The sequence below is a fragment of the Stenotrophomonas maltophilia genome (assembly GCF_047782825.1).
Classification (GTDB): Bacteria; Pseudomonadota; Gammaproteobacteria; order Xanthomonadales; family Xanthomonadaceae; genus Stenotrophomonas.
Map to the genome: position 1 here is coordinate 4199742 of NZ_CP180589.1, position 21743 is coordinate 4221484.

Consider the following 21743-nt stretch of genomic DNA (forward strand, 5'->3'; position numbering starts at 1 on the left):
CGAGCATGAACCCAGGCCCCACTGCCAAGGTAACCGCGCCCACCGCCGCGGCCGTACCTGATTACGTCCTCCAGCTTGAACGCGCCGCCCATTACCTGCCGCCGGAACAGCTGCCGTTGCTGCGCCGCGCCTGGGAAGTCGGTGCGTCGGCGCATGCTGGGCAGACGCGCAAGTCGGGCGAGCCCTACATCACCCATCCGGTAGCCGTGGCCCAGGTGCTGGCCGAGCTTGGCCTGGATGTGGAAGCGCTGATCGCCGCGATCCTGCACGACACCATCGAAGACACCCCGCTGACCCGCGAGGAGCTGGCGTCCGAGTTCGGCGAAGCCGTGGCCGAGCTGGTCGATGGGGTGACCAAGCTGGACAAGCTGAAGTTCCGCGACCGCCAGGAAGCGGCCGCCGAGAGCTTCCGCAAGATGCTGCTGGCGATGTCGCGCGACCTGCGCGTCATCATGATCAAACTGGCCGACCGCCTGCACAACATGCGCACGCTGGGCGCGCAGAGCCGCGAAGCGCGCGGCCGCATCGCCCGCGAAACGCTGGAGATCTACGCGCCCATCGCCCAGCGTCTGGGCATGAGCCTGGTCAAGAGCGAGCTGCAGAACCTGGGCTTCAAGGCGCTGTACCCGTGGCGCCACGCCATCCTGGAAAAACACATCCGCAGCCAGCCGGTGGTACGCCGCGAAGCGTTGGCGCAGGTGGAAGTGCAGCTGTCGCAGCGGCTGGCCAAGGAAGGCATCGAACACCGCCTGGTCAGCCGCATCAAGACCCCGTGGAGCATCTACAACAAGATGCGCGACGAGAACAAAACCTTCGACCAGGTGATGGATGTGTTCGGCTTCCGCCTGGTCGTGCGCGGCGTGCCGCAGTGCTACCACTCGCTGGGCGCGGTGCATGCCGCGTTCAAGCCGCTGGACGGCCGCTTCCGCGATTTCATCGCCATTCCCAAGGCCAACGGCTACCAGTCGCTGCACACGGTGCTGTTCGGACCGTACGGGTCGCCCATCGAAGTGCAGATCCGCACCGAGGAAATGGACCTGATCGCCGAACGCGGCGTGGCCGCGCACTGGACCTACAAGTTCGGTGGCGACTCGCCCAACAGCGCGCAGAGCCGTGCCCACGCCTGGATCGTCGAGCTGATCGATTCGCAGCGCGCCGCCGGTTCGTCGCTGGAGTTCCTCGACAACGTGAAGGTCGACCTGTTCCCGGACGAGGTCTACCTGTTTACCCCGAAGGGCAAGATCCTGGCCCTGCCGCGCAATTCCACCGCGCTGGATTTCGCCTACGCCGTGCATACCGACGTGGGCAACATGGCGGTGGCCTCGCGGGTGGACAAGAAGCTGGTGCCGTTGCGCACCAAGCTGGTGTCCGGGCAGTCGGTGGAAATCATCACCGCGCGTTCGGCCACGCCCAAGCCGCAGTGGCTGGAATTCGTGGTGACCAGCAAGGCGCGCACCGCCATCCGCCACCAGCTCAAGCAGCTGGAACACGAAGACGCCGTGCAGCTGGGCCACCGCATGCTCGACCGTGCGCTGGAAGCGATGGATTCCTCGCTGGAACGCCTGCCCAAGGGCCGCCTGGATGCCTTCCTGGCCGAACACCGCTTCCCGCGCCTGGAAGCCCTGCTGGCCGAGGTCGCACTGGGCAACTGGATGCCGACCCAGGCCGCGCAGGCGCTGATGGCCTACGCCGAACTGCGTGGCGGCCCGCATTCGCGCCACCATTCGCAGGAAAAGATCCTGATCAACGGCAGCGAGCGTGGCGTGGTCACCTTCGCCGGCTGCTGCCAGCCGATTCCCGGCGACGAGATCATGGGCTACCACACCGCCGGCAAGGGCATCGTGGTGCACCGCATGGATTGCCCGAACCTGGCCGAGCTGCGCAAATCGCCCGAGCGCTGGGTGCCGATCGGCTGGGACACCACCGTGTCCGGCGATTACGACACCGCCCTGGTGGTGGAAGTGGAGAACGGCACCGGCGTGCTGGCGCAATTGGCCGCCGCGATTGCCCAGAGCCACTCCAACATCGAACGGGTGGACTACCTGGACCGCGACTTCAACGCCGCCGTGCTGGCGTTCAACATCCAGGTACGCGACCGCAACCACCTGGCCGAAGTCATGCGCCGCCTGCGCCGCCTGTCGGTGGTGCAATCGGTACGCCGGCAATAACCCCACCCCATGCGTGGATGGTTTTTGTAGAGCCGAGCCCATGCTCGGCTGCTCTTGCCTGAAGCAGCCGAGCATGGGCTCGGCTCTACAGGCGGCGCATCACATGCCCGGACTGCAGTAGCTCCACGCCATGCGTGGATGATGGCCCGGCACTACCGGGTTGCTACAATCACCGCTCTGTTTTCCCCCAACGCACCGGAGCGACCATGTCCCGCCAGATCATCAACACCGAAAAGGCTCCTGCCGCCATCGGCCCGTACTCGCAGGCCGTGCGCGCCGGCAACACCGTGTACTTCTCCGGCCAGATTCCGCTGGACCCGGCCACCGGCGACATCGTCGGCGTGGGTGACGTGGAAGCGCAGGCCCGCCGCGCCTTCGACAACCTCAAGGCCGTGTCCGAAGCCGCCGGCGGTTCGCTGGACAAGGTCGTGCGCCTGGGCCTGTACCTGACCGACCTGGCCGAATTCGCCAAGGTCAACGCGGTCATGCAGGACTACTTCCAGGCTCCGTTCCCGGCCCGTTCCACCATCGAAGTCTCCGGCCTGCCGAAGGGCGCCAACTTCGAGGTCGACGCGGTGATGGTCATCGACTGACCCACCTGTGGCACGCAAGGCGGCGGTCACCCCGGTCCTGTCACCGTCCGGCGAAGCATCCCTGGCGATGCTGGCCGGCGTGGGCCCGGCCGTGGCCGCCAAACTGCAGGCGCGTGGCCTGGCCACCCTGCAGGATCTGTGGCTGCACCTGCCGCTGCGCTATGAAGACCGCACCCGGCTGACCCTGATTGAAGACCTGCGCAACGGCGTGCCGGCGCAGGTGGATGTACGCGTGGTGGCTGTCGAACGTGGCATGCGCCACCGGCCCATGCTGAAAGTGGCAGTGGAGGATGAAGGGCGCGGCACCCTGGTGCTGCGCTTCTTCCACTTCCGCCAGCAGCAGGTCGGCCAGTTCGCGGTGGGCAACCGGTTGCGCTGCTTCGGCACGCCCAAGCCGGGCCACCTGGGCCTGGAAATCGTCCACCCCAGCTATCAGGTGCTGGGCCGCAACGACGATCCCGAACTCGGTGACCGCCTCGACCCGGTGTATCCCACCGTGGAAGGCGTCGGCCCGATGACCATGCGCAAGCTGATCGGGCAGGCGCTGGACCGCCTGCCCGAGGAAAGCACGCTGGAGCTGCTGCCCAGCGGCTGGCTTGATGGCCTGGGCCTGCCATCGCTGCGCAGCGCGCTGCTGACCGTGCACCGGCCGCCGCCGGATGCCGACCTGGCCGCGCTGGCTGCCGGCACCCACCCGGCGCAGCGGCGCCTGGCGATGGAAGAACTGCTGGCCCATCACCTCAGCCTGCGCCGCCAGCGCATTGCGTTGCAGGCGCACCACGCGCCGCCGCTGGCCGGCCCCGGCAAGCTGGCCAAGGCCCTGCTGAAGCAGTTGCCGTTTGCGCTGACCGGCGCTCAGGCGCGTGTGTTCAAGCAGATCCGCGAAGACCTGGCCCGGCCCAGCCCGATGCTGCGGCTGGTGCAGGGCGACGTAGGCTCCGGCAAGACCGTGGTGGCCGCATTGGCCGCCATGCTGGCGGTGGAGCAGGGCAAGCAGGTTGCGTTGGCCGCGCCCACTGAACTGCTGGCCGAACAGCACCTCAACAATCTGCGCGGCTGGCTGGAACCGCTGGGCGTGCGCGTCTGCTGGCTGGCCGGCAAGGTCACCGGCAAGGCCCGCGCCAAGGTGATCGAGCAGGTGGCCAGCGGCGAAGCCCAAGTGGTGGTCGGCACCCACGCGCTGATGCAGGAAGCGGTGGTGTTCCAGGATCTGGCCCTGGCAATCGTCGATGAGCAGCATCGCTTCGGCGTGCACCAGCGCCTTGCCCTGCGCGACAAAGGCGCGGGCGCGCACAGTGTGCCGCACCAGCTGGTGATGACCGCCACACCCATTCCGCGCACGCTGGCCATGTCCGAATACGCGGACCTGGATGTGTCGGCCATCGACGAACTGCCGCCCGGCCGCACCCCAGTGCAGACCGTGGCGCTGAACAACGACCGCCGCCCCGAACTGATCGAACGTATTGCGTTGGCCTGCCAGGAAGGGCGCCAGGTGTACTGGGTGTGCACCCTCATCGAAGAAAGCGAAGAGCTGGATGCCACGCCCGCGCAGGCCACCTACGAATCGCTGCAGGCGCTGCTGCCCGGCGTGCGCGTGGGTCTGGTGCACGGCCGGCTGAAGGCGGCGGAAAAACTGGCGACGATGGTGGCCTTCAAGGCCGGTGAGATCGACCTGCTGGTGGCCACCACCGTGATCGAAGTGGGCGTGGACGTGCCCAACGCCTCGTTGATGGTGATCGAGAACGCCGAGCGCCTCGGCCTGGCCCAGCTGCACCAGCTGCGCGGCCGCGTCGGCCGTGGCTCGGCGGTATCGCGCTGCGTGCTGCTGTACCAGGCGCCGCTATCGCAGATGGCGCGCGAGCGCCTGCAGACCATGCGCGAAACCAACGATGGATTTGTCATTGCCGAAAAGGATCTGGAACTGCGCGGCCCCGGCGAACTGCTCGGCACCCGGCAGACCGGCCTGGCCGGTTTCCGCATTGCCGACCTGGCCCGCGACGCCAGCCTGTTGCCCGGCGTACACGACCTGGCCGAACGCCTGCTGGACCAGCAGCCCGCGCTGGCCGACCGCGTGGTCGCGCGCTGGATCGGCACTGCCGTGCGCTACGCCTCGGCGTAAGTGCCGAAGGGGTCAGATCCCTTTGCGCAGCAAAGGGCTCTGACCCCATTCCCCGGCGCGCTCATCCACGCATGGCGTGGATCTACTTCGCGCTGCGCGCGTGAGTCGAGCATGGCTCGACTCTACAAAGTCCGCGGCCGACCATTTCCCCGTTCATCCACGCATGGCGTGGATCTACTGCCCGCGGGGCAGGGTGGTCTTGCAACGGTCATCAACCCGGTCCACACTTCGTTGCCGATCTGAAGACGGCAACGATGACCCACAAGATCCCGCTGTTGATCGACACCGACCCCGGTGTGGACGACGCCCTGGCCCTGCTGATGGCCTTCGCCGATGAACGGCACGACGTGGTCGCCCTGACCATCGCCGCCGGCAATGTCGGCCTCGATTACACCGTCCGCAACGCCCTCAAGCTCTGCGACATCGTCGGCCGCACCGACGTGCCGGTGTTCGCCGGCAGCCCCGATCCGCTGCTGTACCCGTCGATGGATGCCGCCCACGTGCATGGCCGCGATGGCTACGGCGATGTGGACCTGCCGCCGCCCAGCCGCCAGGCTGAAGCCGAACACGCCGCGCTGGCCATCCTGCGCCTGTCCCACCAGTACGCCGGCGAGCTGATGCTGGTCATGCTGGGCCCGCTGACCAACCTGGCACTGGCGCTGAAGCTGGACCCGACCCTGCCCCAGCGCATCAAGCGCATCGTGGTCATGGGCGGGGCGGTCACCTGCCACGGCAACATCACCCCGGCGGCCGAATTCAACATCGCCTTCGACCCGGAAGCGGCGCATGTGGTGTTCACCTCCTTCAAGCACCTGCTGGTGTCGGACTGGGAAGCCACCGTCGCCCACGGCCTGCCGTTGGAGCAGGCCGAGCAGTGGCTGCAGGCCGATTCGGACCGTGCCCGCTTCTACGAGCTGATCTCGCGCAAGACCCGCGCGCTGTCCGAGGACGCCAAGGGCGGCCGCTGGTACACCGCCGACGCCGTGGCCATGGCCTGGGCGCTGAACCCGGAAGGGCAGCTGCAGGTCGAATCGCGGCCGCTGAACGTGGAACTGAACGGAACGTTCAGCCGCGGTGCCACCATCGTCGACTGGAACCGCCAGACCGGCCAGCCGGACAACTGCGACCTGCTGATGGCCTACGACCAGGCCCGTTTCGAGGCCCTGGTCCGCCAGGCGCTGGGCGCAAACTGAGCCCGATGCGCAAACACCGGTTGCCCCGCGCGGCAACCGGTGTTTATAATGCCGCTCTTGACCACCAGCCCATTTACGGTGTGAGCCCATGAAGGCCGATATCCATCCGAACTACCGCGACGTCGTCTTCGAAGACGTCACTTCCGATTTCAAGATCCTGACCCGCTCCACCATGGCGACCAAGGAAACCACCACCTGGACCGACGGTAATGAATACCCGCTGGTCAAGGTCGAAATTTCCTCGGCTTCGCACCCGTTCTACACGGGCAAGCACAAGGTGATCGACACCTCGGGCCGTATCGACAAGTTCCAGAAGCGCTACGCGCGCTGATCCGTCGATCCAGCTTCGAACCGACGGCCGCGCATTGCGCGGCCGTTTGTTTTTGTCCGGCGCGCACCCAACGGGCGTTTGGAATGGCGGAACAGACCGTTCAGGGGATGGCCTCTTTGCCCATCAAGGCCGCTTGCCGGCAGGGTTGCCCCTGCCTGTCGTCTACGACTTCCGTCTAGCACCCGACAAATGCTGCTGTGCGATAATGACCTGATCCCCGGCACAGGCCGAGGACGTCATTCACGTGCCTGACCAATGCGCTTGGGCAGGCGCCTTCCCATGAAGGAGCGCACACAGTGTCCGATCTTGATCAGGTCACGCTCAACGCCGGCGATAAGTCGGTCGTTCTGCCCGTCATCAAACCCACCCTTGGCAACGACTGCGTCGACATCGCGAAGCTGACCAAGGAAACGGGGTATTTCACCTACGATTCCGGCTTCACCGCGACGGCCAGCTGCAAGTCCGCCATCACCTACATCGACGGCGACAAGGGCGTGCTGCTGTACCGCGGCTACCCGATCGAACAGCTGTCGGAAAAGTCGAGCTACGTCGAAGTGGCCTACCTGCTGATCAACGGCGAGCGCCCGAGCGCCGAGCAGCTGAAGGCCTTCACCGACGAGCTGGCCGCTGAAGCCAACGTCGATGCGTCGATCAACACGCTGATCGGCAGCTTCGCCAAGGACGCCCACCCGATGGCCATCCTGACCGCCGCCATCGCGCAGCTGTCGGCCATCTACCACGACTCGCTGGACCTGTCCGACGCCGAACAGCGCCGCCAGGCCGCCGTGCGCCTGATCGCCAAGGTGCCGACCCTGTCGGCGCTGATCTACCGCCACGGCAAGGGCCTGCCGGCCAACAAGCCGGACACCTCGCTGGACTACGTCAGCCGTTTCCTGAAGCAGACCTTCGAGTCGGCTGATGGCCAGTACGATCTGAACCCGGACGTGGTCAAGGCACTGGACCTTCTGTTCATCCTGCACGCCGACCACGAGCAGAACGCCTCGACCTCGACCGTGCGCCTGGTCGGTTCGACCGGCGCCAACCCGTACGCGTCGGTCGCCGCGGGCGTCACCGCGCTGTGGGGTCCGGCCCACGGCGGTGCCAACGAAGCCGTGCTGAAGATGCTGGAAGAGATCGGCACTGCCGACAACGTCGAGTCGGCCGTGGTCAAGGCCAAGGACAAGACCTCCGGCTTCCGCCTGATGGGCTTCGGCCACCGCGTGTACAAGAACTTCGACCCGCGCGCCAAGGTCATCGGCGAGATGACCGGCAAGGTGCTCAAGCAGCTGGGCGTGCAGGATCCGCTGCTGGACGTGGCCGTGAAGCTGGAACAGGCCGCGCTGCAGGACGAGTACTTCGTCGCTCGCAAGCTGTACCCGAACGTCGATTTCTACAGCGGCATCATCTACAAGGCGCTGCAGATCCCGACCGAAATGTTCACCGTCATGTTCGCCCTGGGCCGTACCTCCGGCTGGGTGTCGCATTGGCTGGAGCAGCAGGTCGACCCGGAAATGAAGATCGGCCGTCCGCGCCAGGTCTACACCGGTGCCGACGTGCGCGACTACCAGGGCTGATCGCCTGCCGTAGTTCGTGAAGAAACGCCCCGCTTTGCGGGGCGTTTTTTTTTTGCTACGCCATGCCCGGCGGCGCCTGCCTGGGTACCAACCCTGGTTGGCACGCGTTGGCCTTCGCGGACATCATCCACGCATGGCGTGGATCTACTGGGAGCCGCTTTCACGCGTTTTCGGATTTGTACGATAGGCGCGGCCGGGTGGGGGAGGGACCATGTCGTCTCCCCCCAAAAAATGGAATACCCATGAACCGCCTGTTTGCGCTGGCCCTGCTGGCCACGCCCGCTCTGGCACCTTCCATTGCCCACGGCCAGTACGTCGGCGCTGATGATTACGTCGTTGTCACCAGCGTGGCCGAAGCACGCGTCCAGCGCGATGAGCATCCCGTCGTGCTGCAGGGCACGCTGGTGGCAAAGGTCGGCCACGAACGTTATCGATTCCGCGACGCCAGCGGCGACATCGAGGTCGAAATCGACGACGACGAAATGCCGCGCCACCGGCCCATCGATGCCAGCATGCGCGTAGAACTGCACGGCGAGGTGGATACACATCGCTTCAAGCCGACCGATATCGACGTTGACCACGTGCGCGTGTTGCCTGCGCAGTAACTGGCAGATGCCAAGCTGGGTGGGCGCGCCTTTGACGTCGCGCCCAACGCCGCCCACGCATGGCGTGGATCTGCCATGACCTGTGCGCGTGCCAAGACCTCGTGATTCCAGGGTCTCGCCAGCTTCACAACGGCACGCGCAGCCTCAGGACGCCAGCTGCATCCGCAGCCCCCGATACGGAGCGTCCGCCCCATGAGTACCCGATTCGACCCACCCGAGCGCGGCCCGCTCGGCCCTGACGTCGCCACCGTCGTCACCGCCCCCATCGTCGCGCCTTCCAGCGAAAGCGCGGTGTCCTGGGGCGCGATCTTCGCCGGCGCTGCTGCCGCCGCCGCACTCTCCCTCATCCTGCTGATCCTCGGCGTCGGCCTGGGCCTGTCGTCGGTATCGCCGTGGTCATTCGAAGGCGTCAGCAAGGAAACCTTCGGCTGGTCCAGCATCGCCTGGCTCACCTTCACCGCGCTGGCGGCGTCCGGCCTGGGCGGCTACCTGGCCGGTCGCCTGCGCACCAAGTGGACGCAGCTCCACGGCGATGAAACCTACTTCCGCGATACCGCGCACGGCTTCGTGTCGTGGGCCGTGGCCACGCTGCTTACCGCCGGCCTGCTGACCTCGGCCATCGGCGGCGTGCTGGGTGCCGGTGCAAAGGTGGCGGGCGCGACCGCAGGTGCTGCCGCATCCACCGCCGGCGCCGGCGCCGGCGCCGCTGCCGCAGGTGCCGGTAGCGCCGCCTCAGCCGCACCGGAAGGCGACCTCAACTATTGGGTGGATTCCCTGTTCCGCAGTGCCACCAACGCCGGTGCTGCCGATCCTGCGGCACCGCCACCGCCGGGCGCGCCAATGGATCCGAACGCGGCTCCACCGCCAGCACCGAATGCAGGCCCGCGCGAGGCCGGCATGGCGCCGCCGCGCCCGATGCCGGGACGTGCACCGGCTGGCGACCGTCGCGAAGTGCGCGCCGAAGTGAACCGCATCATCGTCAACAGCCTGCAGGGCGACAGCCTGGACCCGGCCGACACGCAGTACCTGTCGCAGCTGATCGCTCGCGAGACCGGCATGAGCCCGGCCGAAGCGCAGGCCCGCGTGACCGATGTGCAGACGCGCATGCGTGCAGCGCTGGAAAAGGCAAAGAACACGGCCAAGCAGGCCGCCGACGATGCCCGCAAGGCAACGGCCTACGCTGCACTGTGGCTGTTCATCACGCTGCTGATCGGCGCGTTCTTCGCCAGCCTCAGCGCGACCTGGGGCGGCCGCCGCCGCGACCTGTAACCCACATTCCATGAAAGGAGACCTGCCATGAAAATGATTCTGCTCTGGCTGCTGGGCGTGCCGATTCCGCTGTTGATCCTTTACGCGATCTTCTTCTGATCGCCGCAATGCCGATGTCAGGCCGCCGCAGGGCGGCCTGATTCGTTCGGGGTAGGGGAAAATCCCACGCTGCCATGCTCGGCCTGGGTGCGCAATGAGGTTAATTGCAAAGGTGTCATGAGGAAAATTGCGAAAGCAGCAATTCTTGAACGACCTCAAGAATCCAGCTAAACACGCCTGTTTTTAGGAATGATTGAATAGTCTGCAAGGCAATGGGTTTCTAGCATTCTCTCCGTCGTCGGCACTCACTCCGCTGGCGGCGTTCCCTTCCGATCACATCAGAAGGGGAGCTTTCATCACTCCCTGTCCGAGAGAGACACCCATGCACATGTTCAAGAAGACCGCGCTGGCTGCAGCGCTGGTCACTGCTTCGCTGTCCGCCAATGCCGCCGAAACCCACATCACCGTCCTGGCCGACGTCGACCCGACCCTGGCCCTGCTGCAGGCCGATGGCAGCCCGCTGCCGGATGCGATCAAGATGGTCCACAAGCCGGGAACGGGTCTTGATGCCTGGAAGCGGCAGGTGCGCATCTATTCCAACGACATCGACAAGGACATCGAAGTGCGCCTGATCAACGAGCCGGTGCTGATCGGCAATGCCGCCGGCACGCCGTCGGTGCCGCTGAAGGTCAGCCTGAACACCCGCGAGCTGGGCCTGGCCGCCACCGACTACCTGGCTGCTGATCTGTTCGACGGTGCGCTGCCGGGTGCGTCGGTGGCCATGCCGCTGGAGATCGCGCAGAAGACCTCCGGTGCCATCACCGTGGCTGACAGCTTCCAGGGCATGGTCAGCATCGCCCTGAAGCAGAAGACCACCGGCCCGTAAGTTCCGCCTGGGCCGGCCCGGTACCCGGGCCGGCCGCTTCTGGTTGCCCCCATGAAAGCTTCTGCCCCCGCCGTTACCCGGCTGGCGATCGCGCTCGCCCTGTCGCTGGCCGCGCCGCTGGTCGCAGCCCGCGGCGTTCCTGCCGGTTTCGAAGATCTGGTCGAAGGCCAGACCGAGCAGCTGGACGTGCGCCTGTTCGGGCGCTCGACCGGGCTGATGCCCGTGCGCGTCACCCTCGACCACGTGCAGCTGGAAGCGCCCGCGGAGGCGCTGCAGGCGCTGCAGCTGCCGGCCGAGGCACAGGCAGCGCTGCTGCCCGCGCTGTCGCAGCCGCTGCCGCGCAACAGCCACCTGGCCTGCCGCTACGGCGGTGCCGCCGCCGGCTGCGGCTATCTCGATCCCCCGGAGGACCCCACCGCCGTGCGCGCACTGTATGACGAGGGCGAGGGCGCGGTGCGCCTGTTCGTCGCCCGCCAATGGATTCCCGGCGAGCCGGCGGCACAGCGCCACCACCAGGTCAGCGCCAACGCCGAGAACGCCTTCCTGCACCAGCAGACGGTCAACCTCAGCGGCGGCCGCGATTACCAGTCGCTGGCCGCGCAGGGGGCCGGCGTGCTGGGCCTGTTCGAGCGCGGCCATGTCTCGGCCAACTGGACCTTCAGCCACCAGCGCTACCGCAACCAGCGCACGCGGCACGACTTCCAGCTGGACAACGCCTACTACCGGCACGACATCGGCCCGGAGCACTACCTGCAGGCCGGGCGCATGGACCGCCGCAACCTGTCCAGCCCGCAGGGCGGCACCTTCAGTTTCAGCATGCTGCCGCTGGACCGTTTCCAGGGCCTGCGCATCGGCACCACCCAGGCCTACGTGGACAGCGAAGCGGCCGTGCAGGCCACGCCACTGACCGTGCTGCTGGCACGCGATGCCCGCGTCGATGCCTTCGATGGCCAGCGCCTGCTGCAGACCTATTACCTGCAGGCCGGCATCAACCAGATCGATACGCGGCGCTTCCCGTTCGGCAACTACACCGTCACCCTGCGCATCTACGAAGACGGTGTGCTGGTACGCAGCGAGGAAGCGCCCTTCGACAAGGGCGGCGACTGGGCCGACAGCAGCGTGCAGTGGTTCCTGCAGGGCGGCCGCCGCAGCGAGCGCCGCAGCGACCAGTTCGACGGCGAGATGGCCGCCATGGCCGGTGTACGCGTGCCGCTGGGTCGCAGCGCCACTGTCACCGCTGGCGTGGCCGACCTGGCGGGCTTCAGCTATGGCGAACTGCGCGTGGACCTGCGCCGGGTGTTTCCCACGCAGGAGATCCGCGCCAGCTTCAGTGGCATGCAGGGCAGCGATGGCAGCCGCGGCCAGCAGCACCAGCTGTCCTACCGCCGCCACGCCTCCTGGAACCTGTACCAGCAGCGCATGCGCGGCAAGGCCTGCGAGTTCCGCGACGATGCCCGCGACCAGCTCGGCTGCGCCGATTCGCTCAGCGCCTCGGTGGCGCTGCCGGTGGCCGGTGGCCATGCCTACCTGGCCTATACCCGGCGCCAGACCTGGCGGCAGGGCGTGGGCATACCCGGCGATATCGACGATCCGCTGTACGGCCTGGACCCGTTGCTGCCGCCGTGGGCGCCGCGTCCCAGCCGCGAACCGCAGCTCAGCCGTACCTGGCAGGCCAGCTACAACCGCAGTGAACGCTGGGGCGACTTCAACGCCTCCACGCGCGTGGGCGTGTGGCAGCAGCGCAATGACGGCCGCCTGCGCAGCAGCCGCGACCGTGGCGTGTTTCTCACCCTTACCCTCACCCGACTGCAGCAGGGCGAGCGCGGCACCGCGCAGCGCCGCTACGGGCTGGACCTGCGCCAGCCGCAGCACCAGCGCCCGGATGTGACCTACAGCGTGGCGCAGAGCCTGCGCCAGGATCACGACGACCAGTTCCGCGAACTGTCCGCCGAACTGCGCGGCAACAACAGCGACCGCTACAGCGCCACGCTCAGCGGGCAGCTGCAGAACCGCATCGGCCACACCGGCGCCACCGTGTCGCACTACCAGCAGCGCGGGCGCGATGAGCTGGCCTACAGCGCCACCCACAGTTCCGGCGTAGCGCTCGGCTCGCACGGCCTGTACTGGGGCGGCGGCCTGGGCGCCGATGCAGGCCTGGCCGTGCAGGTCGATGGCACCGACGACCTGGAACTGACCGGCGTGGCCGCCGAACTGCACGTGGGCGGCCTGCGCCGCCAGCGCCTGAAGCTGGGCGACCGCCGGCTGCTGCCGGTGTCGGCGTATCAGTCGCATCGTGCCGAAGTACAGGACGCCAGTGCGCTGGACAGCATCGCTTCCATCCGCGTGACCGGCGTGGGCGGTGCGCGCCCGCTGTTCCTGCCGCCCGGCAAGCTGCTGCGCATGCCGGTGCCGATTGAAGTGACCTACACCTTCATCGGCAACGCGCATGACCTGGCCGGCACGCCGCTGCGCGGTGCCCGCATCCTCAACGCACCGGTGCCGGGCACCGGCAGCAACGGCGGCTTCGTGGCCGACTTCCCGCGCCGCGAAGCGGTGCTGTATCTGCTGCAGGACGACCGCCTGCTGCAATGCCCGCTGCAGGTGCGTGAACGCCGCCAGGTGGTGCTGTTGGTGGGGGCCGTGCAGTGCGAACCGTTGAACGTGGCCCAGCTGCCGGCGGACATCCGCCAGCAGGCGCGGGTGACGCGTCTGCTGCAGGAAAAGGCGCTGATTGCCAGCAGCCAGCAGGCTGCTGCGGGAGGTGCGCGATGAGCCGGCGGCTGTGGTGGTGGCTGATGCTGTTCAGTGCGCTGGTGCTGGTGGTGCCGCAGGCGATGGCACAGCGGCCGCCGGAAACGCATCCGACCGATGAGCATCGCGACATCGTGATGAGCTGGGATCGGTCTGCGATGCCGGGGGACATCGTGTTGATGCCGCCGCGCACGTTGTTGGCGTATGACCATGTGGACCTGGGAAAGCGCTACGGCGAGCTGCATCTGACGTGTGTTTCGGATAGCAGCGCGGAGAGGGGGCGGTGCCCGGTGGAGGGGATCGAGGATGGCGTCGTCGGGTTGCGTGAAATCCCGCTGCAGTTCGTTGAGCAACGGTCGGGAATGACCACCAACCTTGGCCTTCAGGCGGGGATTCAGCGAGCCTACAACGGGCAGGCCTGCTACTTCGATTTCTGGGACCGAGCGCTTCTATCGTCTTGGTCCATGTTTGCACAGCCATGCGCAATGACCGTTCCCGTGGGGACGGGCGCTCAACTGGCACTCAGAGATAGTGAGCTCAACAAACTCGTCGCAGGCATCTGGACCGCAACGCTCGAACTCCACGCGAACACCCCCGACGCCCGTAACCTCGCCACGTACACCTACCGCTTCACACTTACTATCACCGACTACGACGCGGTCTCCATCTACCTGCCCGAGTTCCAGGAAGCCGCCCCCACCGTAGGCCTCAATCTCAGCTACGACCCCATTGCCCGAACGGTCGGTGGTCGCGCACACCTGGACATGTGCCTGTATGACGGCCTCGGTTCGCAGAGCGAGTACCTCGGCGTCACCGTGCGCGACAGCGGCACGCGCCCTCCCGGCCCCACCGGCTATTCGGTCTGGCACACCAACGGTGGCAGCGATGAAAGCCAACGCATGGACTACACCGTCACCCTCGACCACAACGGCGCACGCATCCCGTTGCGCAACGGGGTGGAAGAACAACTGCGCAACATCGATACGGCGCGGCTGCGCCTGGTGATGTTGCCCGGGATGTCGCAGCCGGTGTTCTGCGTACCCACGCCACTCACCCTCGATACCCCACGCGTACCCATCGACGAGAAACGTTCTGGTGCCTACCAGGGCGATCTGAAGGTCGAACTGCGCCTGCCTACCTCCCGCCCGTGAAGTCGATGGAGCCCACTATGCATCCCGCCTTGTCCTGCCTGTTCACCTGCGCGCTGCTGCTTGCAGTCGCGCCCGCCCACGCCAACCTCACGGTGCATCCGATGCGTACGTCGGTCGAGGCCCGGAAGGGCGCGCAGATCCGCGTGTACTCGCAATCCACCACGGCGCAGTACGTGCAGGCCACCGTTCGCCGCATCGACGATCCGGCCAGCACCGACGAGCAGGAAATCGAGATCGAGCCGGCCGACGCGGCCATTGCCATTACCCCGGGCAAGTTCGCCCTGGCCGGTGGCGGCAATCGCCTGATCCGGGTCATCCCGCTGCAGCCGGTGGAGAAGGAGACCGCCTACCGCGTGTACTTCGAAGGTGTGCGCGGTCCTGATGACACCGAGCCGGAGGATCCGGCTACCCGCGCCGCCGTGGGCATGAGCCTGATCTGGGGGGCGCTGGTGAACGTGGTGCCGGCCAACGGGCATGTGGACGTGCGCGTGCAGGGCAACAGCCTGGTCAATGCCGGAACCCTTCGCGTGGGCCTGACCAGCGTGGCCGACTGCGATGCGGCGGGCGCCTGCACCGCCCATGACGTCTCACGCAGCCTGTACCCCGGTGCATCCCTGCAATTGCCCTTTACCCCGAAGCCCGGCCATCGCCTGCAGCTGCGCTATCGGTTGACCCGCGATGGCTATCGCGAACACGTGCAGGCCCTCGCGCTCTGAAGCGCTCGACCCGTCGCGGCGGCGTGCTGCGACGGGCTTCTTTTCCCTTGTCTGTTAAGGAAAAACCATGAACAGAATCTATCGTCGTATCTGGTGCACTGCGCGGCAGTGCTGGGTCGTTGCAAGTGAACTTGCACGTGCTCGCGGAGCAATGGCTACTTCACGCAGCGCATTGGCCGTAGCGTTGATATCAGCAGCGCTGCCGCTCGCCGCATCTGCCAACGATGCTGACGTGCAGGATGAAATCTGGAGCGCGCCCCTATGGGAACTCATCAACCCGTTCACGCGCTCCACCGCAGATACCTTCGAAGCGCGCGCACTGGGTGTCATCCGCGGCGATGTCTACGGCAATACCAGTGCGAGCAACTGGAGCCTGGTGACCGCAGCGGAAACCATGGCGCTAGGTGGGGAGGCTGGCGCGCACGGCTACGGCAGCTTCGCCGCTGGCATTAAAAGCAGGGCCAACGGCGCGTACTCCGTAACGGTGGGGAACTTCGCAAATACACATGGCAGCCACAGCACGGCCGTGGGATATGGTGCCGAAGTTTTAGGTGGGGGCTACGGTACTGCGCTGGGGGCAACTGCCCGCGCCGAAGGTATCGGCGCGACGGCGATGGGTAACAATGCGCGTGCCTACTCCCAAAACTCGATTGCGGTGGGCAGTGGCGCAGGAACCGTGAACAGCACCGCCGGTGTCTCTCGTGTCGCCATCGGCGGCGATGCATTCGCGGGAACTGCCGGGTACTCAGGGGCGGTCGCCTTGGGTGGAAACGCTCGCGCTGAGTACAACGGCGTCGCCGTGGGTCATCATGCCAAGGCTTTGGCAATCGGAAGCGTCGCATTGGGGCTGAACTCGGAGGCGACCGAATCAAATTCGGTATCTGTGGGTAACAGCAGCACGAAGCGCCGGGTCGTCAACGTGGCAGACGCCCGTCTGTCCACCACCAGTACCGATGCAGTAACCGGCAAGCAGCTCCATGCCACCAACCAGAACGTCACCACCGCGACTAATACGGCCAATGCCGCGAAGACCGCTGCCGACCAGGCACTGGTCAACACGCGACTGGTCACCCAGACCTCGGCCAGCAGTGCAGTACGCGTGGGCGGTGACAACACCGGCACCCAGCTGGATATCCGCAACAAGTCCAACGCCAACCGCAAGCTGACCGGCGTGGCGGACGCCACCCTCAGCACCACCAGCACCGAAGCAGTCACCGGCAAGCAGCTACATGCCACCAACACTGCAGTTGCCACCGCGCAGACCACCGCCACGGCGGCAAAGACCGCAGCGGATAACGCATTGGGCCAGGTGACCACCGTGGCCGGTCTGGTCGGGCAGGTCTCCGCCAGCGGCAATGTGCGTTTGGGTGCCCAGAACACCGGCACCGTGCTGGATGTGTCCAACAAGAATGGCGCCGCGCGCCGTATCAGCAACGTGGCCAACGCCACGCTCAGTACATCCAGCACCGATGCCGTTACCGGCCAGCAGCTGCATGCCACCAACACGGCGGTGACCACCGCGCAGACCACCGCAACCGCCGCGAAGACGACCGCGGACAATGCCCTGGGCCAGGTGACCACCGTGGCCGGTCTGGTCGGGCAGGTGTCCGCTACCGGCAATGTGCGCCTAGGTGCGCAGAACACCGGAACCGTGCTGGATGTGGCCAACAAGAATGGTGCTGCCCGCCGTATCAGCAATGTGGCCAATGCCACGCTCAGTGCCTCCAGCACCGATGCCGTGACCGGTCAGCAGCTGCATGCCACCAACACGGCGGTGACCACCGCGCAGACCACCGCAACTGCCGCGAAGACGACCGCAGACAATGCCCTGGGTCAGGTGACCACCGTGGCCGGTCTGGTCGGGCAGGTGTCCGCGACCGGAAATGTACGCTTGGGTGCGCAGAACACCGGCACCGTGCTCGATGTAGCCAACAAGAATGGCGCCGCACGTCGTATCAGCAATGTGGCCAACGCCACGCTCAGTGCATCCAGCACCGATGCCGTGACTGGTCAGCAGCTGCATGCCACCAACTCGGCGGTGACCACTGCGCAGTCCACTGCAACTGCCGCGAAGACGGCGGCGGACAGCGCCATCAGCCAGGTAGGTACCGTGGCCGGTCTGGTCGGGCAGGTGTCGGCCAGCGGCCAGGTTCGCCTGGGCGCCGAGAACACCGGTACCGTACTGGACGTGTCCAACAAGAATGGCGCGCGCCGCCGCATCCAGAACATCGCCAACGGCATCCTGGGCGCATCGAGCACCGATGCGGTGACCGGTCAGCAGCTGTTTGCCACCAACGAGCGCGTGGGCGCAGCCGAGGCGCGGAACGAGGCCCAGGATCTGCAGTTGGTGGATCATGCTGATCGTCTGGCTGACCATCGCGTGGATCTGGACCGCCTCCGCGCCGACTTCGATGGCTTCGAACCGGATCTGGAAGGCGTGGTGAAGTTCAATGCTGACCGGACCCTGGTTGACCTCGAAGGTGCCGTGGTGAAGGGTGTTGGTCCGGGGGATATCAGCTCGGCTGCCAGCACGGATGCGGTGAATGGTGGGCAGTTGTTTGCTACGAATGCTCGACTTGATGCTGTTCAAGAGCAGAGCCGTTTCCTCAAAGTTGGCTCACACTCTGGTAGTACGGCCGCCTCTGCTGGATTGCTCGGGGTCGCGATCGGAGACTCAGCAGAGGCGTCTCCTTCAGTTGGTGATGAGGGAGGGACGGCAGTAGGGAGTTACGCAAAAGCGATGGCTACCAACTCAGTTGCGCTGGGGCGCGCGTCTTGGGTAGTTGAAGGTGCCACAGAGGGGTTTGCGCTGGGTGCAAGTTCACATGTCCAGGCGAGTGGTGGTGTCGCACTTGGTGCTCGATCTGTTGTCCACGAGGATGCGACGAACAGCATCGCGCTCGGATACTCCTCGTATGCTGATGAAGCGAATACCGTCTCCATTGGCCGAGCTGGCTACGAGCGGCGTATCGTCAATGTCGCGCGTGGCGCGGGGAACAATGATGCCGTGAGCGTGGTGCAGTTGCAGGAGTCGCTCGCCACCCTTGGCGGTGGTGCTGGCCTCGACGCCAACGGCAACATCATCGCGCCCACGTATGCGATCCAAGGTGGCAACCACAACACTGTCGGCGATGCGCTGACCGCGCTGGATGGCGCGGTGGTCGTGACCGATGCACGCGTCGGCTCGCTGGAAGGAAAGCTGCGTTCGGCATTCCAGGACACTACGCTCCGTGCTGATGGTTTGAACCAACTCACGCTGTCAGGCGCACGGGGGGCGGTGCTGACCAATCTGGCTGATGGTCGAATCGCAGCGGGCAGTCGCGATGCAGTGACGGGTAGCCAGTTGCACGATGCCAAGCAGGAGATCGCCCGCAATCGCAGCGATCTGGATGCGCTACGCGACTCTCAGGTGACGAACAACGATCTTGCACGCTTGTCTGCGGCTGAGACAGGGAACGTAATTGACTTCGGCGGCGCGACACTGACCGGCGTGGCGGATGGCGAGCTGTCCGCAGGGAGCAAGGATGTTGTGAATGGCCGGCAGCTGTACGCCACCAACCAGCGCATGGATGGCCTTGAGCAGGGAAGCCGCTTTGTGAAGGTTGGCTACGACGATCTGAGCATTGATGCATCGGCGGGCTGGTTGGGTGTGGCTATCGGTGATTCCGCCGAATCTTCGCCGACAGGTGAGGGTGGCACAGCGGTTGGTAGCTTCTCGAAAGCTCTGGGCACGAACTCTGTGGCGCTTGGACGTGCTTCTTGGGTAGTGGAGGGCGCCACTGAGGGTTTTGCGTTGGGTTCAAGCTCGCATGTTCAGGCCGCCGGGGGCATCGCACTCGGCGCCCGATCCGTCGTGCACGCAAACGCAACCAACAGCGTTGCGCTCGGCTACAACTCATATGCTGATGCCGCGGATACGATCTCCATCGGCCGTTCGGGCTACGAGCGACGCATCGTCAATCTTGCGCGTGGCAGAGGCAGCAACGATGCCGTAAATGTCGCCCAGCTCAACGCCACCCTCGCCACCCTCGGCGGCGGCGCTCACATCGACAGCAACGGCAACATCATCGGCCCGCACTTCACTGTCCAGGGCCAGCAGCAGTCCACGCTCAACGGGGCCTTGCAGTCGCTCGATGGCGCTGTCACCACCCAGGGCTCGCGCGTGGAGCAGGTGGAAACCCAGCTCCGCTCGGTCTTTCAGGACACCACCACCCGCAGCGACGGCCTGAGCCAGCTCACCCTGGCCGGTGCGCAGGGCATGGTCATCTCCAACGTGGCCAACGGCCTGGTCGCTGCCGGCAGCCGCGACGCCGTCAACGGCGGCCAGCTGCACGACGTACAGCAGCAGCTCAACGGCCGCATGGACGGGCTGGAGCAGCGCATCGACGGCCAGCCGCAGGCGCGCGTTGCCGCCAATGCCGCCAGTGCCCCCGAGGCACCCACGCCGCCGGCCGAAACGCCAACCGTGGCTGACACCGGCAAGGCCGCCAACGCCACGCCGGAAACCCCGAAGGAACCGACCCCGCAGGTTGATACCGCCGATCTGGAAAAGATGCTCGCCCGCGCCAACGAATACAGCGATGGCATCTCGCGCGAAGTGGATGCGCGCCTGGACAAGATGGACAAGCGCTTCAACCGCATGGCGGCGATGAGCAGCGCGCAGAGTGCGATGGCGATGAACACCGCTGGCCTGAACACCTACAACCGCCTGGGTGCGGGCGTGGGCTACAGCGATGGCGAATCGGCCATGGCGGTGGGCTACCAGCGCGTGCTCAACGAAAAGGGCTCAGCCACCTTCAGCCTCAATGGTGCGTTCACCAACAGCGGCGAGCGCACCGTGGGCGTCGGTGTGGGCATCGGCTGGTAAGCCATGACGCCCCGGCGTGGTGCGCGTAACGAGCCCCGCCGCGCCGGGGCACTTCAGAGGGAGATGGATGTGTATCGCTTTTTCAGCCGGTTCATGACCTATCGCAGTTTCTATGTGTGGCGTGCACGTATCGACTATTGCCTGCGCGATGGCTACCTGTGGTCCAGCGTGTGTGGTGTCCTGCTGCTGTCGTTGATACTGACCAACTGGGTCAGTTGGCGGGTCAACAGCGTGCCAGCGCCCCGCATCCACCCGGAGGCAGCCAACGTGCGCGTACAGGCGCTGGCCGAGGAGGCCTTCCATCGTATCGCCGTGGTCCACGACAACGAGGGCAATCGCGGGCAGATCTACCGCACCCCCGAGCAGATCCGCGCCGGAACCGTGCGCTCGCTGCGGGCACGGGAGGCGTATCTGGAGCCGAAGGCCAGGCAACTGCAGGCCGATCTGTTGGCCGATATTGCCGACTACATCAATGCCACGGGTGTCTGTGCGCCGTATGCGTGCTGGCAGGTGAGGGATACCGTCGAGCGGCTGCGCACGGCCAGCGCACACAACGCCTACATCAACCAGGAACTGCACCCGGTGCTGCACGTCCCCGCTGGCGTGCAGCCCAATCTGGAAGGCGAGCGCGTGCGGGTTCGCGGGGCGAGCGAAGATGGCTTCCAGGATGTGATCCACCACGGCTGGGTCCTGGCCGACATCCAGCTCATGCATGCGCGGATGATGGTGGAGTACCCCAACCGGGCGCCACTGCCATGGCTGTCGCGCCTGCTGGATACTCCGCGCGATCCGCTGCTCGAACTCTGACCGCCGGGCAGCGGGCCGGCCTCAGCCGCCGATGTAGGCGGTGATCTCGGCCTCGGCCAGCAGCTGCCGCAACTGCGTGATCGAGGCGCGGCGCATCGGCTTTTCATCCACCGGTGAAAGCGGCGCCTGCCGCAGTGCGTCGTAGGGCAGCACGGCCAGGTCGAAGGTCAGTTCCTCGGCGCTGAACACCCAGACCGGGACATCCAGCACGCGCTCGCGGTCCAGGCGCAGGCGCCGCGTGCGCGACTCGGCGGGGATGCGGTGGTCGTCCAGGAAGCGGTGCACGGCTTCCGGGTCGTCGCTGTGCAGGTGCAGCTGGACGGGGCTGTTGGCGTCTGCGGTGCCATCCAGCACCGGGCCAGCCAGCCGCGGTGAAAAGCCGTGCAGGAATTCCAGCGCACGCAGCGCGGCTTCGCGGCGGCGCTGCAGTTCGTTGCCGTGCTGCGGGCCGGAGAACAGCCGCTGATACTCGCGCAGCGCGTCTTCGATCTCGATATTGCGGGGCAGGGAGGCATCGTCGTGGATGCCGAGGCGGCTGGCGGCCTTCAACTTGGCCTGGTGGTAGTCGCGGATGCCGCCTTCGGCCATCAGGCGGGCGGCTTCATGGGCGAGACGGTGGCGCCGCTCGCGGGTCTGGCTGGCAGCATGCTGACGTGCCCGATGCATGCGATGAC

At 66.3% G+C, this 21743-nt stretch carries 15 protein-coding genes; 14 read left to right on the forward strand and 1 reads right to left on the reverse strand.

What is annotated here, in order from left to right:
- The first annotated feature begins 5 nt into the window (after positions 1-5).
- The 14 genes from ACM2ZB_RS19380 (at position 6) to ACM2ZB_RS19445 (ending at position 21069) form a co-directional block, all read left to right on the forward strand.
- Complete coding sequence (locus ACM2ZB_RS19380) at positions 6-2168, forward strand: RelA/SpoT family protein (protein WP_416056632.1); 2163 nt, start codon at positions 6-8, stop codon at positions 2166-2168.
- A 206-nt stretch (positions 2169-2374) separates the two neighbouring features.
- Positions 2375-2761, forward strand: a complete 387-nt coding sequence (locus ACM2ZB_RS19385) for a RidA family protein (RefSeq protein WP_416056633.1) — start codon at positions 2375-2377, stop codon at positions 2759-2761.
- A 7-nt stretch (positions 2762-2768) separates the two neighbouring features.
- The gene (gene recG, locus ACM2ZB_RS19390; RefSeq protein ID WP_416056634.1) at positions 2769-4880 is read left to right on the forward strand and encodes an ATP-dependent DNA helicase RecG; all 2112 of its coding nucleotides are present in this window, start codon (positions 2769-2771) and stop codon (positions 4878-4880) included.
- A 254-nt stretch (positions 4881-5134) separates the two neighbouring features.
- Entirely contained in the window at positions 5135-6073 is a 939-nt protein-coding gene (locus ACM2ZB_RS19395) for a nucleoside hydrolase (RefSeq protein ID WP_416056635.1), read from the forward strand.
- A gap of 88 nt (positions 6074-6161) precedes the next feature.
- A complete protein-coding gene (locus ACM2ZB_RS19400) occupies positions 6162-6404 on the forward strand; it encodes a type B 50S ribosomal protein L31 (RefSeq protein ID WP_079223041.1) in 243 nt (80 codons plus the stop codon).
- A 296-nt stretch (positions 6405-6700) separates the two neighbouring features.
- Positions 6701-7978, forward strand: a complete 1278-nt coding sequence (locus ACM2ZB_RS19405; protein WP_416056636.1) for a citrate synthase — start codon at positions 6701-6703, stop codon at positions 7976-7978.
- A 242-nt stretch (positions 7979-8220) separates the two neighbouring features.
- Complete coding sequence (locus tag ACM2ZB_RS19410; protein ID WP_416056637.1) at positions 8221-8583, forward strand: NirD/YgiW/YdeI family stress tolerance protein; 363 nt, start codon at positions 8221-8223, stop codon at positions 8581-8583.
- Between the two features lie 192 nt (positions 8584-8775).
- Complete coding sequence (locus ACM2ZB_RS19415; protein ID WP_416056638.1) at positions 8776-9852, forward strand: hypothetical protein; 1077 nt, start codon at positions 8776-8778, stop codon at positions 9850-9852.
- 421 nt (positions 9853-10273) lie between these two features.
- Positions 10274-10777 carry a CS1 type fimbrial major subunit gene (locus ACM2ZB_RS19420; protein WP_416056639.1) on the forward strand — a complete coding sequence of 168 codons (504 nt, stop codon included), beginning with the start codon at positions 10274-10276 and terminating at the stop codon, positions 10775-10777.
- 51 nt (positions 10778-10828) lie between these two features.
- The gene (locus ACM2ZB_RS19425) at positions 10829-13549 is read left to right on the forward strand and encodes a TcfC E-set like domain-containing protein (RefSeq protein WP_416056640.1); all 2721 of its coding nucleotides are present in this window, start codon (positions 10829-10831) and stop codon (positions 13547-13549) included.
- Positions 13546-14679, forward strand: coding sequence for a CfaE/CblD family pilus tip adhesin (locus tag ACM2ZB_RS19430; protein ID WP_416056641.1), 1134 nt, complete (start codon positions 13546-13548; stop codon positions 14677-14679). Before ACM2ZB_RS19425 ends, ACM2ZB_RS19430 begins: the two co-directional genes overlap by 4 nt.
- A gap of 17 nt (positions 14680-14696) precedes the next feature.
- Positions 14697-15395: a pilus assembly protein gene (locus ACM2ZB_RS19435; protein ID WP_416056642.1), complete on the forward strand. Its 699-nt coding sequence runs from the start codon at positions 14697-14699 to the stop codon at positions 15393-15395.
- A 67-nt stretch (positions 15396-15462) separates the two neighbouring features.
- The gene (locus ACM2ZB_RS19440) at positions 15463-20262 is read left to right on the forward strand and encodes an ESPR-type extended signal peptide-containing protein (RefSeq protein WP_416056643.1); all 4800 of its coding nucleotides are present in this window, start codon (positions 15463-15465) and stop codon (positions 20260-20262) included.
- A 93-nt stretch (positions 20263-20355) separates the two neighbouring features.
- A complete protein-coding gene (locus ACM2ZB_RS19445) occupies positions 20356-21069 on the forward strand; it encodes a hypothetical protein (RefSeq protein ID WP_416056644.1) in 714 nt (237 codons plus the stop codon).
- A gap of 21 nt (positions 21070-21090) precedes the next feature.
- Here the strand turns inward: ACM2ZB_RS19445 and ACM2ZB_RS19450 are convergent, their stop codons facing one another.
- On the reverse strand, positions 21091-21735 hold the full coding sequence (locus ACM2ZB_RS19450) for a hypothetical protein (RefSeq protein ID WP_416056645.1): 645 nt from the start codon (positions 21733-21735) through the stop codon (positions 21091-21093).
- Positions 21736-21743 lie beyond the last annotated feature (8 nt).

Bases quoted from the DNA above. Each gene is read 5' to 3' on its own strand.
- ACM2ZB_RS19380 (WP_416056632.1), top strand. From the start codon at position 6: ATGAACCCAGGCCCCACTGCCAAGGTAACCGCGCCCACCGCCGCGGCC.
- ACM2ZB_RS19385 (WP_416056633.1), top strand. From the start codon at position 2,375: ATGTCCCGCCAGATCATCAACACCGAAAAGGCTCCTGCCGCCATCGGC.
- ACM2ZB_RS19395 (WP_416056635.1), top strand. From the start codon at position 5,135: ATGACCCACAAGATCCCGCTGTTGATCGACACCGACCCCGGTGTGGAC.
- ACM2ZB_RS19400 (WP_079223041.1), top strand. From the start codon at position 6,162: ATGAAGGCCGATATCCATCCGAACTACCGCGACGTCGTCTTCGAAGAC.
- ACM2ZB_RS19410 (WP_416056637.1), top strand. From the start codon at position 8,221: ATGAACCGCCTGTTTGCGCTGGCCCTGCTGGCCACGCCCGCTCTGGCA.
- ACM2ZB_RS19415 (WP_416056638.1), top strand. From the start codon at position 8,776: ATGAGTACCCGATTCGACCCACCCGAGCGCGGCCCGCTCGGCCCTGAC.
- ACM2ZB_RS19420 (WP_416056639.1), top strand. From the start codon at position 10,274: ATGCACATGTTCAAGAAGACCGCGCTGGCTGCAGCGCTGGTCACTGCT.
- ACM2ZB_RS19425 (WP_416056640.1), top strand. From the start codon at position 10,829: ATGAAAGCTTCTGCCCCCGCCGTTACCCGGCTGGCGATCGCGCTCGCC.
- ACM2ZB_RS19430 (WP_416056641.1), top strand. From the start codon at position 13,546: ATGAGCCGGCGGCTGTGGTGGTGGCTGATGCTGTTCAGTGCGCTGGTG.
- ACM2ZB_RS19435 (WP_416056642.1), top strand. From the start codon at position 14,697: ATGCATCCCGCCTTGTCCTGCCTGTTCACCTGCGCGCTGCTGCTTGCA.
- ACM2ZB_RS19440 (WP_416056643.1), top strand. From the start codon at position 15,463: ATGAACAGAATCTATCGTCGTATCTGGTGCACTGCGCGGCAGTGCTGG.
- ACM2ZB_RS19445 (WP_416056644.1), top strand. From the start codon at position 20,356: ATGACCTATCGCAGTTTCTATGTGTGGCGTGCACGTATCGACTATTGC.
- ACM2ZB_RS19450 (WP_416056645.1), bottom strand. From the start codon at position 21,735: ATGCATCGGGCACGTCAGCATGCTGCCAGCCAGACCCGCGAGCGGCGC.